Here is a 14,464-nt window from a genome sequence, read left to right as displayed (position 1 = left end):
GGGGGCCGGCCCTTCGCGGGGCCGGCCCTTTTTGTTCCGGAGGGCTTCAGAGCACCTCGATCGCCGCCGCAAGCTGCGGCGCGGCGGCGGCGATGCGGGGAAGAACGTCCCCGGCGAGCCGCTCCCGGCAGAGTTCGGCCACGTCGCGCGGCAGCCGGCCCAACTGGTGGCGGTAGGCGACCAGCGTCAGCTGGCGGCGGAGCTGAGGACCGGGCAGCGGCGCGAAGGCCACTTCGTCGACCTCATGCGCGGCCTCCAGCACGCAGAGCGGGGTGGTGATCGCGAAGTGGCCGCCGGCAGCCACCATGGCGGCGACGCCGAAGGGCGTGTCGAATTCGAGCCCGCGGGGCGGCTCGAGGCCGAGCCTGCGCAGATGCCGGTCGATGTCGACGCCCGTCGAGGAGCGCGCGCTGTAGCGCACGAATTTCAGCTCGCGCGACAGCCGGTCGAAATCGTCCAGGGTCGCTACCGGGGGCGCGCCGCGCGGCGTTGCGAGCACATAGGCTTCGCTCACCAGGGGCAACCGTTCGAGCCCGCCGACGTCGCCCAGATCGTCGACCCCGATCATCAAATCGAGGTTGCGGGTGACCAGCGCGCTGGCGTGGGCGGCGGTCAGGCCCGAGAAGATGGAGACTTCGTCGGCCCGTCCCGCAAGCATGCCGGCGAGCGGCGCCGCCAGCGCGCGCGACAGCGAATCGACGAGGCCGACGCGCACGAGCGGGAGCCGGCCGCGGGCGACCTCGCGCAGCACCGGCGCGATCTGGCGGGCCTCGGACATCAGCGCGCTCGCGCGCTGGCGCAGTAGGGCGCCGGCGGGCGTGAGCGCGATCGGCCGCACCTTGCGGTCGAACAGGCCGGCGCCCATCCGCGCCTCCAGCTCCTGGACGGCGAGCGAAACGGCGGGCTGCGTCAGCCCGAGCCGCCTTGCGGCCGTCGCCATCGCGCCCTCGTCGCAGACGGCGAGGAAGATCGTGAGGGAGCGCAGATCGAAGGGCAGATCGTCGGTGCGGGCGGACATGCCAGGACGCCTTTTTGGATTCGGCCGCTCGGGGGGGGGCGCGTTCAGTATAAGGTGGATTTATATTGAGCCCGCAACAGAGGTCCGTCACCTTCTGGGCGCAGCAACCCGGACGCCGCCATGTCGACCGACCGTTACTCGATCTTCTCCGTCCTGCGCGAGGCGCTCCGCGGTCATTCCGGATGGCGGCCGGCCTGGCGCGAGCCCGAGCCGAAGGCGGCTTACGACGTCGTCATCGTCGGCGGCGGCGGCCACGGGCTGGCGACCGCGCACTACCTTTCGAAGGCCTACGGGATCACCAACGTCGCCGTGGTCGAGAAGGGCTGGATCGGCGGCGGCAATGTCGGCCGCAACACCACGATCGTCCGCTCGAACTACCTGCTGCCCGGTAACATCCCGTTCTACGAGCACTCCATGAAGCTGTGGGAGGGCCTCGAGCAGGACCTCAACTACAACGCCATGGTCAGCCAGCGCGGCGTCGTGAACCTCTATCATTCGGACGGGCAGCGCGACGGCTACGCCCGCCGCGGCAACGCCATGCGATTGCACGGAGTTGACGCCGAATTGCTGGATGTTGCGGAGTTGAAGCGCATCCTTCCCATGCTCGATTTCGACAACGCCCGGTTTCCCATCAAGGGCGCGCTCCGCCAGCGCCGCGGCGGCACCGTCCGTCATGACGCGGTCGCCTGGGGATTCGCGCGCTCCGCCGACGGCCGCGGCGTCGACATCCTCCAGAACTGCGAGGTGACGGGAATCCGCGTCGAGGCCGGCCGCGTCCAGGGCGTCGAGACCAGCCGCGGCTTCATCGGCGCCAAGAAGGTCGGGCTCGCGACCGCCGGAAACTCCTCGCGCACCGCCGAAATGGCGGGCCTTCGGCTGCCGATCGAGAGCCACGCGCTTCAGGCCTTCGTGACGGAAGGGATCAAGCCGTTCATCGACACGGTCTGCACCTTCGGCGCCGGGCACTTCTACATCTCGCAGTCCGACAAGGGCGGCCTGGTCTTCGGCGGGGACATCGACGGCTACAACTCCTACGCCCAGCGCGGAAATCTGCCGACCGTCGAGGACGTCTGCGAGGGCGGCATGGCGCTGATGCCCTCGATCGGGCGCGTCCGGATGCTGCGCTCCTGGGGCGGGATCATGGACATGACGATGGACGGCTCTCCGATCATCGACCGCACTCCCGTCGACGGCCTCTATCTCAACGCCGGCTGGTGCTATGGCGGCTTCAAGGCGACGCCGGCCTCCGGCGACGCGTTCGCCCATCTCATCGCCCGCGATCAACCCCACCCCGTCGCCGCCGCCTATCGTCTCGATCGCTTCGCCGCCGGGCGTCTGATCGACGAAAAGGGCGTCGGCCCGCAGCCGAACCTGCACTGAGGCCGCCATGCGCATCGCCTGTCCCCATTGCGGCCCGCGCGGCGTCGACGAGTTCGCCTATCTCGGCGACGCGACCGTCACGCGGCCCGATCCCGAGGCGTCGGACGCGCTGAAGGCGTTCGTCGACTACGTCTATTTCCGCGACAACCCGGCGGGCGCCCACCGCGAACTCTGGCAGCACGCGCTCGGATGCCAAAGCTGGGTGGTCGTCACCCGCAACCTGCGCACCCATGCGATCGAGGGCGTCGAGGCCGCGCGCGACGTCGCCGCGGCGCGGACGTCGGGAGGCGCGTCATGAGCCAGGCCAACCGCCTTTCCGCCGGCGGCGCGATCGACCGCGCCTCGTCGCTCGCCTTCACCTTCGACGGCAAGACTTACGCCGGGCATTCCGGCGACACGCTCGCCTCCGCGCTGCTCGCGAACGGGGTGAAGCTCGTCGGGCGGTCGTTCAAATATCACCGTCCGCGCGGAATCCTGACCGCGGGGTCGGAGGAGCCGAACGCGCTCGTCGAACTGCGCTCCGGCGCCCGGCGCGAGCCGAACGTCAAGGCGACGACCGCCGAACTGTTCGCAGGGCTCGAGGCGCGCAGCCAGAACCGCTGGCCCTCGCTCGCCTTCGACCTCCTCGCCGTCAACCAGCTGGCGTCGCCAGCCTTCGTCGCCGGCTTTTACTACAAGACCTTCATGTGGCCGGCCTCCTTCTGGGAGAAGGTCTACGAGCCGCTGATCCGTCGCGCCGCGGGTCTCGGCCGGGCCGCCTGCGCGCCCGATCCGGATTCCTACGAGAAGACCACCGCGCATTGCGACGTGCTGGTGATCGGTTCAGGCCCCGCCGGACTCGCGGCGGCGCTTGCGGCCGGACGGACGGGCGCCCGCGTCATCCTCGCCGAAGAGGATTTCGCGCTCGGCGGCCGGCTGCTCTCGGAGCGCCGCGCCGTCGAGAACGGCCCCGCCTCCGCCTGGGCCGCCGGGGCAGAAGCCGAACTCGCGACCCTGCCGGAGGTCGTCATCCTTCGTCGGACGTCGGTGGTCGCCGCCTATGACGGGGGCGTCTACGCAGCTCTCGAGAAGGCGGCCGACCATCTCCCCGAGCCCGGGCCGCACCAGCCGCGGCAGCGGCTCTGGCGGATCGTCGCGAAGCGCGTGGTTCTTGCGGCCGGCGCGATCGAGCGCCCGATCGCCTTCGGCGACAACGACACGCCGGGCGTGATGCTCGCAGGCGCCGTCCGCGCCTATCTCAACCGCTTCGCCGTGGCGCCCGGCAAGCGCGCCGTTGTGTTCGCCAACAATGGCGACGCCGCCGCGACCGTGCGCGACCTCGTGGCCGCGGGCTGCGAGGTCGCGGCCGTGATCGACGCGCGCGGGGACGCGACGCCGCTCCATTCCGCGGCCCGCGACGCCGGAGCTCCGCTGATCTTCGGCGGCGCGCTGCTGCGCGCCTTCGGAGGGCGTGCGGTCTCGGGCTGCGAGATCGCGGATTCGCGCGGCGGCACGTTCAACGTCGAATGCGACCTCGTCGCGGTCTCCGGCGGCTGGAACCCGTCGATCCATCTTGCGACCCATCTCGGCGGCAAGCCGTCCTGGGACGACGACCTCGCCGCCTTCCTGCCCGGTCTTTGCCCGCCCGGCATGACGGTCGTCGGCGCGGCGGGCGGCGCCTTCGCCCTCGCGGACGCGTTCGAGGCCGGCGGCCGCGCGGGCCGGGAAGCGGCGGCGGACGCCGGTTTCGACGGGGCGCGTTTCGACGCGCCGAAGGTCGACGCCGAGCCGGAAGCGGTGCACGGGCGGGGACCGTGGCGGGTCGCGTCGAAGCGCGGCAAGGCCTTTGTGGACTTTCAGAACGACGTCACGGTCTCCGACGTCGAGCTGTCGGCGCGCGAGGGCTTCCGCTCGGTCGAGCATCTCAAGCGCTACACCACGCTCGGCATGGCGACCGACCAGGGCAAGACGGCGAACGTCGTCGGCCTCGCGCTCATGGCGGAGATCACCGGGAAGTCGATCCCGAACACCGGCATGACCATGGCGCGGCCGCCCTACACGCCGGTCGCGATCGGCGCGCTCGCCGGCGCGCATCGCCACAAGGAGTTCCGTCCGACGCGCCTGCCGCCCTCGCATTTCTGGGCGGAGGAGCAGGGGGCGGTCTTTGTCGAGACCGGCCTTTGGATGCGCGCCGCCTATTTCCCGCGCGCGGGCGAGCTCGACTGGTTCCGCAGCGTCGTGCGCGAGGTCAACACGGTGCGTACGGCGGTGGGCGTGTACGACGCGTCGACGCTCGGCAAGATCGACGTGCAGGGCGCCGACGCCGGGACATTCCTCGACCGGGTTTACGTCAACGCGTTTTCATCGCTCGCCGTGGGCAAGGCGCGCTACGGGCTCATGCTCCGCGAGGACGGCATGGCCATGGACGACGGCACCACGACCCGGCTGTCCGACACGCATTTCTACATGACGACGACGACCGCGAACGCCGGGCCGGTCATGCGGCACCTCGAGTTCTGCAAGCAGTGGCTGTGGCCCGAGCTCGACGTCCATTTCTCGTCCGTGACGGATCAATGGGCGCAATACGCCATCGCCGGCCCGCGTTCGCGCGACGTGGTGGCGGCGCTGGTCGATGAGGGCTTCGACGTCTCGAACGAGGCGCTGCCCTATATGGGCGCCCGCGAGCTCACCGTGTGCGGCGGCGTGAAGGCGCGGCTGTTCCGGCTGTCCTTCTCCGGCGAGCTCGCTTATGAGCTCGCCGTGCCCGCGCGCTATGGCGACGCGCTGATCCGCGCCGTGATCGCGGCTGGCGAGCCGTTCGGCATCTGCCCCTACGGCGCGGAGGCGCTGGCGATTATGCGCATCGAGAAGGGCCACGCCGCCGGCCCGGAGTTGAACGGCACGACCACCGCGGGCGATCTTGGCATGGGCCGCATGATGTCCAAGAAGAAGGACTTCATCGGCCGCACGCTCTCGGCGCGGGAGGGTCTCGTCGATCCGTCGCGACCGAGCCTCGTGGGCTTCCGCCCCGTCGACCGCTCGGCGCGGCTGCGCTCGGGCGCCCATTTCGTCGCGAAGGACGCCGAGGACATGGCGGCGAACGACCAGGGTTACATGACGTCGTCAGCCTATTCGCCGTCGAACGGTCACTGGGTCGGCCTGGGCTTCCTTGCCCGCGGGGCCGAGCGCATGGGCGAGATCGTCCGGGCGGTCGACCCTGTTCGCAACGAGGCGATCGACGTCGAAATCGTCTCCCCCGTCTTCGTCGACCCGGAAGGAGCGCGCCTGCGTGCCTGAGCCCCTGATCGCGCGCTCCGCGCTCCGCCCGCACGTCGCGACCGAGACGACGCCGTCCGGTCCGTCCGGCCTCATCCTGCGCGAGACAAGCGGCCTGACGCTCGCCCATGTCGCGGCGCTGCGCGGCCGGGAAGCCGAACTCGCCGAGGCCGTTCGCGCGGCCTACGGGATCGAGCTGCCGACGGCGCCCAAGCGGGCCGCGGCGGGCGACGTCGCCTTCGTCTGGGCCGGGCCCGGCAAGTGGCTGGCGACCTCCTCGGCGCCTGCGACCGACTTCTCCGTGCTGCCGGCCGCGGTGTCCGACCAGTCCGACGGCCGGACCGTCCTGTCGGTTTCGGGTCCTCGCGCCCGCGAAACGCTGGCGACGCTGATCCAGATCGATCTGCATCCGCGCGCCTTCGCTCCCGGAGACGCCGCGCTGACGCATGCGGCGTCGATCGCGATCCACCTTTGGCAGGTCGACGACGCGCCGACCTATGAGATCGCCTGCTTCCGCTCCTTCGCCGCCACTCTGTGGCGTTGGATCGTCCACGCCGGAAGGGCGCGGGACATCGACGCCCGGCTTGAGCCCTGACGGCGCGTCACGCCACGATCTTGAGGCCGGCGACGCCCGCCACGATCAGGCCGATGCAGGCGATGCGCGCGGCGGTGAGCGGATCGTCGAACAGGATCACGCCCGCGATCGCGGTTCCTGCCGCGCCGATCCCGACCCAGACCGCGTAGCCCGTGCCGAGCGGCAGCGTCCGCAAGGCGATCCCGAGCAGTGTGACGCTGATCGTGATGCACACCGCCGTCACCATGGACGGGACGAGCCGCGTCAGCCCCTCCGAATATTTCAGGCCGACGGACCAACCGATCTCCAGAAGCCCGGCGAGCACGAGGTAGAGCCAAGCCATGCGATGAGCCTTGTCGAGGGCGGGTGTGGGGAAGGGCGGCCGACAGGACATGCGCCCGCGGGAAAAGCGCGTTGCGCGCCGCGACGTCGACGCGCTTGGGGATAGCGCCGTCTTTCGCTAGCGTGTCCTAAAGTTTCCTGCGAGGAAAGATGGGCATGGCTCGAAAGTCCGCCCCGATGCGCGCCGCTGCCCATATCCCCGCCCCCGAGTCGGCCGACGCCTCGGAGCCCTCGGAGGACGAGGCCTATGTGACGGGGTCCGGCGCGCCGGCGGCGATCGAGCGCCGGACGCTCGAGCAGGCGATCGGGCTGCAGATCAGGCACCACCGCAAGACCATGGGATTGACGGTGGCCGAACTCGCGGGCGCCGCCAGCGTCTCGACCGGCATGCTGTCGAAGATCGAGAACGGGCAGATCTCGCCGTCGCTCACCACGCTGCAGACGCTGGCCGGCGCGCTCAACGTGCCGATCAGCCTGCTGTTCTCGGAGTTCGAGGAACGCCGCGACTGCTCCTACGTCGCGGCGGGGCAGGGCGTCGTCATCCAGCGCCGCGGCACCAAGGTCGGCCACAAATACGAGCTGCTCGGCCACATGCTCGGCGGCCCCGTGGCCTGCGAGCCCTATCTGATCACGCTGACCGAGGACGCAGCCCCCTACACCGCCTTCCAGCATGAGGGCACCGAGCTGATCTACATGCTGACCGGCGAAGTGGTCTACGCCCATGCCGGCAACAGCTATCACCTCAAGGCCGGCGATTCGCTGCTGTTCGATTCCGGCGCGCCCCATGGGCCGGAGCGGCTGGTCGTGAAGCCGATGACCTATCTCTCGATCATCATGTACGAGAAGGACTGACGCCCGTCAGGAGGCGCGGGCGAAGGTCTCGTCGAAGGAGTAGCCCGAGCCGCGCACCGTGCGGATCGGATCCGGCTTGCGGCCGCGGTTGATGGCCTTGCGCAGCCGGCCGACATGCACGTCGACCGTCCGCTCGTCGATGTAGACGTCGCGGCCCCACACCCCGTCGAGCAGCTGTTCGCGGGTGAACACGCGGCCGGCCGACTGCATCAGGAACTCGAGCAGCCGGAACTCGGTCGGGCCGAGATGGACCTCGCGGGCCTGGCGGCGGACGCGGCGGTTCTCGCGGTCGAGCTCGATGTCGCCGGCTTTCAGCGTGCGGGACACATGCTCGGGCTTGGACCGGCGCAGCAGCGCGCGGACGCGGGCGAGCAGCTCCGGCACCGAGAAGGGCTTCACCACGTAGTCGTCCGCGCCCGTGGCGAGACCGCGGATGCGCTCCCCCTCTTCGCCGCGGGCGGTCAGCATGATGATGGGCAGACGTTCGGTCTCCGGCCGTGCGCGCAAGCGGCGGCAGAGCTCGATCCCGGAGACGCCCGGGAGCATCCAGTCGAGCAGCAGGAGGTCGGGCGCGCTTTCCTGCAGCCGCATGTCGGCCTCGTCGCCGCGGCCGACCGAGTCGACCTCGTAGCCTTCCGCTTCGAGGTTGTAGCGAAGCAGCGTCGTGAGCGGCTCCTCGTCCTCGACGATCATGACGCGCGGGTTCATGGCGGCGGCCTCAGCGTTGACCGAACTCGATGGTGGTCGTGCTCGTCAGGTCCTGCTTCGGCCGTTCGTCGGTGAGAGAGACGCCATTCACCAGGTAGTACACCGTCTCCGCGACGTTGGTCGCGTGATCGCCGATGCGCTCGATGTTCTTCGCGCAGAACAGCAGATGCGTGCAGAAGCCGATGTTGCGCGGATCCTCCATCATGTAGGTCAGGAGCTCGCGGAACAGCGAATTGTAGAGCGCGTCGATGTCGCCGTCGCGGTTCCAGACCTCGATCGCGCGGGCCTCGTCGCGGCGGGTGTAGGCGTCGAGCACGTCCTTGAGCTGGCCGAGCGTGAGGTCGGCGATGTGGGCGACGCCGCCGGCGAGTTTGGGCGGCTGAAGCTGCCCGTCGAGCGCGACCACACGCTTGGCGATGTTCTTGGCGAGATCGCCGATGCGTTCGAGGTCGTTCGCGATGCGGAGCGCGGCGACCACCTCCCGGAGGTCGACCGCGACCGGCGCTCGGCGCGCGATGGTGCGGATCGCGCCGTCCTCGATGTCATGCTGCAGCCGGTCGATCGAGCGGTCCCACTCGATGACGCGACGCGCCAGCGGCGTGTCGCGCTGGAGCAGCGCGTCGACCGATTCGGCGACCAGCTTCTCGCAGAGGCCGCCCATCTCGGCGAGCTTGTCGCCGAGCTCCTTCAGGTCCGCGTCGAACGACGAGACGATGTGATCCGTCATGGATTTGGTGCTCTCATCCGTCACGTTGAAGCCCACTCGCTTCAGGAACTCAGCCGAAGCGGCCCGTGATGTAGTCCTGCGTTCGTCTGTCATTTGGGCTCATGAAGATCTGCTCGGTTTCGCCGAATTCGACGAGTTCGCCGAGATACATGAACGCGGTGTACTCGGAGGTGCGCGACGCCTGCTGCATGTTGTGCGTGACGATCGCGATGGTGTAGTCGGCCTTGAGCTCGTCGATCAGCTCTTCGATCTTCGCCGTCGAGATCGGATCGAGCGCCGAGCAGGGCTCGTCGAGCAGAATGACCTCCGGCCGCACCGCGATCGTGCGGGCGATGCAGAGCCGCTGCTGCTGGCCGCCGGAGAGCGACAGGCCGCTCGCGTCGAGCTTGTCCTTGGCCTCGGTCCAAAGCGCGGCGCGGCGCAGCGCCTGCTCGACCCGGCCGTCGAGCTCCGATTTGGGGAGCTTCTCGTAGAGCTGCACTCCGAAGGCGATGTTGTCGTAGATCGACATCGGGAACGGCGTCGGCTTCTGAAACACCATGCCGACGCGGGCGCGCAGCAGGTTCAGATCGATCTTCGGCGACAGGATGTCGGTCCCGTCAAGTATCACTTGCCCCTCGGCGCGCTGCTTCGGGTAAAGGTCGTACATCCGATTGAGAACCCGCAGCAGTGTGGACTTGCCGCAGCCGGACGGTCCGATGAAGGCCGTGACCTTGCGATCGTAGATCGGCAGGTTGATGCTCTTCAGCGCGAGAGAGTCGCCGTAGAAGAACTTAAGGTCCCGGATCGAGATCTTTTCGGCATGGCTAGCCGCCGGGACGGGGGCGGGCTTGGAGGCGGAGGCCTGCTGAGACATCTTGGCGGACTGGGCTACGTCGATACTAGTCATCTCAGGCTCCTGGCCGAAAGGACGCGCGCCGTGATGCTGAGGGTCAGAACGGCGAAGGTGATGAGCAGCGCGCCGGTCCAGGCGAGCGCCTGCCAGTCGCTGTAGGGACTGAGAGCGAACTGGAAGATCACGACCGGGAGGCTCGCCATCGGGGCGTTGAGGTCGGTGCTCCAGAACTGGTTGTTCAGGGCGGTGAAGAGCAGGGGCGCCGTCTCGCCGCTCACGCGGGCGATGGCGAGCAGCACGCCCGTGATCATGCCGGCCCGGGCCGCCCGGTAGGCGATGCGCTGGATCACGACCGCCCGCGGCAGGCCGAGCGCGGACGCCGCCTCGCGCAGCTGGTTCGGCACCAGATTGAGCATGTCCTCGGTGGTGCGCACCACGACCGGGATCACCAGCACGGCGAGCGCGACCGCCCCGGCGACGCCGGAGAAGTGGCCCATGCGGATGACGATCAGCTCGTAGACGAACAGGCCGATCACGATCGAGGGCGCGCTCAGCAAAATGTCGTTGATGAAGCGCACCACCTGCGCGAGCCGGCCGTGGCGGCCGTATTCCGCCATATAGGTGCCGGCGAGAATGCCGATCGGAGTGCCGGCCACGACCCCGATCGCCGTCATGATCAGGCTGCCGACGATGGCGTTGAGCAGGCCTCCGGCCGAGCCGGGCGGCGGGGTGTTCTCCGTGAAGACCGCGAGCGACAGGCCGGAGAACCCCTTGATCACCAGGGTGGCGAGGATCGCCACGAGCCAGAGGATGCCGAACAGGGCGGCCGCGAGGGACAGCCCCATCATGACGGAGCTCTTACCCTTGCGTCGGACGTAGAGCGGGTGATTGGCGCTATGGGAGATGGGCTGTGGGACGGCCATGTGCGTCAGGCTCCGGCGCGCTTCTCGAGGCGCATCAGCATGAAGCGAGCGGCCGCGAGCACGAAGAATGTGATGATGAACAGGATGAGGCCGAGCGCGATCAGCGAAGACGTGTAGAGGTCGCCCACGGCTTCGGTGAACTCGTTGGCGATCGAGGCCGAGATGGTGGTGCCCGGGGCCAGGATCGAGCCGGAGATGCGGTGCGCGTTTCCGATGACGAAGGTGACCGCCATGGTTTCGCCGAGCGCGCGGCCGAGGCCGAGCATGCAGCCGCCGATCACGCCGACCCGGGTGTAGGGAATGACGACGTTCCGGACGACCTCCCAGCGCGTGCAGCCGACGCCGTAGGCGGCTTCCTTCAGGACGGGCGGCACGGTCTCGAAGACGTCGCGCGAGATCGAGGTGACGAAGGGCAGCACCATGATCGCGAGGATCAGGCCCGCCGTCAGGATGCCGATGCCGTAAGGCGGCCCGGCGAACACGTCCGACAGGAACGGGACGGGGCCGAAGACGGAGATCAGGAACGGCTGCAGCGTGCCCTGGAGAATCGGCGCGAACACGAAGAGTCCCCAGATGCCATAGATGATGCTGGGAATGCCCGCGAGCAGCTCGATCGCGACGCCGATCGGTCGGCGCAGGATCGGCGGGCAGAGTTCGGTGAGAAAGATCGCGATGCCGAGGCCGACCGGCACCGCGATCAGCATGGCGATCAGCGAGGTGACGAGCGTGCCGTAGATGGGCGAGAGCGCGCCGAACTTCTCGGTGACCGGATTCCAGCTCTCGGTGACGAAGAAGTTCAGGCCGAAGGTCGAGAAAGCGAGCGAGGAGCCCAGGATCAGCGAGATGATGACGCCGCCCAGCATCACGAGGACGAAGATCGCCGAGGCCAGCGTCATGTTGTGGAAGACGCCGTCGCGGATCCTGAAACGGCGAAGGCGTCCGGAGCGGGCGGGGTCGGCGAACTGGGCCCCGGAAGCGTCAAGCGGCAGATCGGTCATGCTGCGATCTCGGGTCGGGTGTCGGGGCGCGCCGGTCGACTGCGGCGCGTCGAGGGGGAGACCGACGGAGGCGCGGCGGGCGCGCCTCCGTCGGGAGAGGGCTTCAGCTAAGCTCGGCCTCGGCCGGTCAGTTGGTAGCCGAGTACAGCGCCTTGCCGTCCGGACCCTTAATTTCCTTAGCCCACACGCTCTGCACCTCGCCGACGACCTTTTCGGGCATCGGGATGTAGTCGAGCTGGGCGGCCATGTCGGCGCCGCTCTTATAGGCCCAGGCGAAGAACTTGAGCGCCTCGGTCGCGGCCGCCGGGTCGGCCGGCTGCTTGTGGATCAGGATGAAGGTCGCCGCCGTGATCGGCCAGCTTTCCGCGCCCGGCTCGTCGGTCAGGATGACGCCGAAGCCCGGCTCGGACGACCAGTCGGCGTTCGCGGCGGCCGCCTGGAACGACGTCATGACCGGCTCGACCGTCTTGCCGTCCCTGTTGATCATCTTGGTGTGCGAGAGCTTGTTCTGCTTGGCGTAGGCGTACTCGACGTAGCCGATCGAGCCCTTGGTCTGCGCCACGTAGTTGGCGACGCCCTCATTGCCCTTGCCGCCGAGGCCCGTCGGCCATTCGACCGCCGTCGCCGCGCCGACCTTGTCCTTCCACTGCGGAGAGACCTTCGCCAGGTAGTTGGTGAAGTTGAACGTCGTGCCCGAGCCGTCCGAGCGATGCACGATGGCGATCGCGGTGGACGGCAGCGTGACGCCGGGGTTCAGCTTCTTGATCGCCGCGTCGTCCCAGGTCTTGACCTCGCCGAGGAAGATCTGAGCGAGCGTGGAACCGTCGAGCGTCAGAGCGCCGGGCGCGACCCCTTCGACGTTCACGACCGGCACGATGCCGCCCATGACCATCGGGAACTGCACCAGGCCGCCCTTTTCGAGCTGATCGCCCTTCAGCGGCGCGTCGGTGGCGCCGAAGGTCACGGTCTTGGCCTGGATCTGCTTGATGCCGCCGCCCGAGCCGATCGACTGGTAGTTCAGCCCGTTGCCGGTCTCCTTCTTGTAGGCTTCCGCCCACTTGGCGTAGATCGGGTAAGGGAAGGTCGCGCCGGCGCCCGAAATGTCGGCGGCGAACGCGGGGGTCGCCATCAGCACGGTCGCTGCGACCATGCCGAGGATCCGGTTGAGCTTCACGAGCTTCTCCTGGTGTTCATCAGAAATCGGTCGCCCGCCGCGGTGCTGCGGCCCCGGGTCGATCGAAGACAGCGCGACGTTATCCGTCGGACGCCACTCTTCTATGACTCCCAGACGACAACTGGATGACGGCGCTCAGGCGCTGATTTTCCAAGCTATCCCGCCTGTTTCAGCGGAACATCCGCCTGCGGCGTCCGGTCCTGCGTGACGCGCTCCAGGACGACCGTGAAGGTCGCGCCCTGTCCGGCGACGCTGTCGATGAGCAGCCTTCCGCCATGTCGCTGCAGGATGTGTTTGACGAGCGCGAGACCGAGCCCCGTGCCGCCCTTGTCGCGGCTGTCGGCCACGTCGACCCGGTAGAACCGCTCGGTCAACCTCGGCACGTGCTCCGGCGCGATGCCGGGACCGAAATCCTGGACGGCGATCCGAATGTCCGCCCCCTCGCCTTGGGCCGAGACTTCGACCCGCCTTCCCTGGCGGCCGTATTTGATCCCGTTTTCCACCAGGTTTTCGACCACGCGGAAGAGCTCGTCCCGGTCGCCGCGCACCCGGAGCGGCGATCCGGCGACCTTGACCTCGACCTCGACGCCGCGCTCCCGGGCGAGCGGCCCCAGGGCGTCCGCGACGCCGCGGACGACTTCGACCACGTCCACCAGATCGAGCGGCCTCATATGCGCCTTGAGCTCGATGCGCGACAGCGACAGCAGGTCGTCGATCAGCCGGGACATGCGGTTGGCCTGGACGCGCATGATCTCGAGGAACCGGTCGCGCGCCGTCGGATCGTTCTTCGCCGGTCCCTGCAGCGTCTCGACGAAGCCGAGCAGCGAGGCCAGCGGCGTCCGCAGCTCGTGACTGGCGTTCGCGACGAAATCGGCGCGCATCCGCTCGGAACGTCGCTGTTCGGTGAGGTCGCGCAGCGCGAGCACGATCGCCGCCGGACCGTCGGGGCCGACCCGGATCGACGCCACATGCGCTTCGCGCCAGCGCTCGACAGGCGTCCGTTCCGTATAGGGCACCACGCGGGGCCGGACGCCCGGCCCCGCCGCGCGCACGGCCTCGAGCACCTCGGGCACGCGCAGCACGAAGGAGATCGGGTCGCCGGCGCGAACCTCGCCCAGGGCGGCCCTCGCGTGGTCGTTGGCGGCGAGCACCACGCCCCGGGCGTCCAGCAGGAGAGTTGGATCCGGCAGGCCCGCGAGAATCGCGTGAGTCTGCGGCGCGACCACCGGCGCCGGCCGAGGGGGCTCGACCGCGGCGGCGGTCCCGCGCCTCCACGGCGCGAGCGCCGTCGCGAGGGCGACGACGGCGAAGGCGAACAGCGCGTCGACGGCGGAAAGCCGTCCCGCGACGGCCAGCGCGATCAGCGCGAGCGCCGCGGCGGCGACCGGCCAACGCGCGTCCGCCAGCCGGGCGGCCGCGGCGCGCGCGGCGGCGGCGAGCCTGGAGCTGCGCAGGCGGGGACGGCGGTGCGCGGGATCGTCCGTGGGAGTCATCGCTCTTGCGGGTTTCGCCGCGGCCGCAGGCCGAGGGCATATCCATCCGGATTCGCCACTCCACACGAGCAAGATGACGGGGCGGCGACACCGTATGGAGGCATCATGACCGAGAACCCCGGTTCGACGAAGCGCGGACCACACGACGAGAGGCGGTCTGCGCCCGACGTCGCGCCTGCATGGAC

Annotated in this window: 14 protein-coding genes; 5 read left to right on the top strand and 9 right to left on the bottom strand. The window is 69.2% G+C overall.

The genetic code is table 11. From position 1 onward, the window contains the following. Nucleotides 1-46: 46 nt before the first annotated feature. Nucleotides 47-1,018, bottom strand: a complete 972-nt coding sequence (locus ACO2RJ_RS17975) for a LysR family transcriptional regulator (RefSeq protein WP_423269507.1) — start codon at nucleotides 1,016-1,018, stop codon at nucleotides 47-49. Between the two features lie 120 nt (nucleotides 1,019-1,138). Between ACO2RJ_RS17975 and ACO2RJ_RS17970 the strand changes: the two genes are divergently transcribed. From ACO2RJ_RS17970 to ACO2RJ_RS17955, 4 genes are read left to right on the top strand one after another with little or no spacing between them, the layout of a single operon-like run. Next, nucleotides 1,139-2,398 (top strand): sarcosine oxidase subunit beta family protein, encoded by a 1,260-nt coding sequence (locus ACO2RJ_RS17970; protein ID WP_423269506.1) that lies wholly within the window; start codon nucleotides 1,139-1,141, stop codon nucleotides 2,396-2,398. A gap of 7 nt (nucleotides 2,399-2,405) precedes the next feature. After that, entirely contained in the window at nucleotides 2,406-2,696 is a 291-nt protein-coding gene (locus ACO2RJ_RS17965; RefSeq protein ID WP_423269505.1) for a sarcosine oxidase subunit delta, read from the top strand. Next, on the top strand, nucleotides 2,693-5,674 hold the full coding sequence (locus tag ACO2RJ_RS17960) for a sarcosine oxidase subunit alpha family protein (protein WP_423269504.1): 2,982 nt from the start codon (nucleotides 2,693-2,695) through the stop codon (nucleotides 5,672-5,674). The genes ACO2RJ_RS17965 and ACO2RJ_RS17960 overlap by 4 nt, the downstream gene beginning before the upstream one ends. Then, entirely contained in the window at nucleotides 5,667-6,248 is a 582-nt protein-coding gene (locus tag ACO2RJ_RS17955; protein WP_423269503.1) for a sarcosine oxidase subunit gamma, read from the top strand. Before ACO2RJ_RS17960 ends, ACO2RJ_RS17955 begins: the two co-directional genes overlap by 8 nt. A gap of 7 nt (nucleotides 6,249-6,255) precedes the next feature. On the opposite strand, the gene ACO2RJ_RS17950 is transcribed toward ACO2RJ_RS17955, so the two are convergent. Next, entirely contained in the window at nucleotides 6,256-6,570 is a 315-nt protein-coding gene (locus tag ACO2RJ_RS17950; RefSeq protein ID WP_423269502.1) for a DMT family transporter, read from the bottom strand. Nucleotides 6,571-6,725: 155 nt separating this feature from the next. Between ACO2RJ_RS17950 and ACO2RJ_RS17945 the strand changes: the two genes are divergently transcribed. Beyond that, the gene (locus ACO2RJ_RS17945) at nucleotides 6,726-7,421 is read left to right on the top strand and encodes a helix-turn-helix domain-containing protein (RefSeq protein ID WP_423269501.1); all 696 of its coding nucleotides are present in this window, start codon (nucleotides 6,726-6,728) and stop codon (nucleotides 7,419-7,421) included. 6 nt (nucleotides 7,422-7,427) lie between these two features. Here the strand turns inward: ACO2RJ_RS17945 and phoB are convergent, their stop codons facing one another. From phoB to ACO2RJ_RS17910, 7 genes are all read right to left on the bottom strand, one after another. Further along, complete coding sequence (gene phoB / locus ACO2RJ_RS17940; protein ID WP_423269500.1) at nucleotides 7,428-8,129, bottom strand: phosphate regulon transcriptional regulator PhoB; 702 nt, start codon at nucleotides 8,127-8,129, stop codon at nucleotides 7,428-7,430. A gap of 10 nt (nucleotides 8,130-8,139) precedes the next feature. Continuing rightward, entirely contained in the window at nucleotides 8,140-8,856 is a 717-nt protein-coding gene (gene phoU / locus ACO2RJ_RS17935; protein WP_423269499.1) for a phosphate signaling complex protein PhoU, read from the bottom strand. 49 nt (nucleotides 8,857-8,905) lie between these two features. After that, entirely contained in the window at nucleotides 8,906-9,745 is an 840-nt protein-coding gene (pstB, locus tag ACO2RJ_RS17930) for a phosphate ABC transporter ATP-binding protein PstB (protein ID WP_423269498.1), read from the bottom strand. Continuing rightward, nucleotides 9,742-10,539 carry a phosphate ABC transporter permease PstA gene (gene pstA / locus ACO2RJ_RS17925; RefSeq protein WP_423269497.1) on the bottom strand — a complete coding sequence of 266 codons (798 nt, stop codon included), beginning with the start codon at nucleotides 10,537-10,539 and terminating at the stop codon, nucleotides 9,742-9,744. The genes pstB and pstA overlap by 4 nt, the downstream gene beginning before the upstream one ends. Nucleotides 10,540-10,619: 80 nt before the next feature. Then, nucleotides 10,620-11,612, bottom strand: coding sequence for a phosphate ABC transporter permease subunit PstC (gene pstC, locus ACO2RJ_RS17920; protein ID WP_423269496.1), 993 nt, complete (start codon nucleotides 11,610-11,612; stop codon nucleotides 10,620-10,622). A 127-nt stretch (nucleotides 11,613-11,739) separates the two neighbouring features. Beyond that, nucleotides 11,740-12,762 carry a phosphate ABC transporter substrate-binding protein PstS gene (gene pstS / locus ACO2RJ_RS17915; protein ID WP_423269827.1) on the bottom strand — a complete coding sequence of 341 codons (1,023 nt, stop codon included), beginning with the start codon at nucleotides 12,760-12,762 and terminating at the stop codon, nucleotides 11,740-11,742. A 179-nt stretch (nucleotides 12,763-12,941) separates the two neighbouring features. Then, nucleotides 12,942-14,279, bottom strand: coding sequence for an ATP-binding protein (locus ACO2RJ_RS17910; protein WP_423269495.1), 1,338 nt, complete (start codon nucleotides 14,277-14,279; stop codon nucleotides 12,942-12,944). Between the last annotated feature and the right edge of the window lie 185 nt (nucleotides 14,280-14,464).

Source organism: Hansschlegelia sp. KR7-227, assembly GCF_049446035.1.
Classification (GTDB): Bacteria; Pseudomonadota; Alphaproteobacteria; order Rhizobiales; family Methylopilaceae; genus Methylopila.
This window is presented reverse-complemented; position numbering and strand designations above follow the sequence as displayed.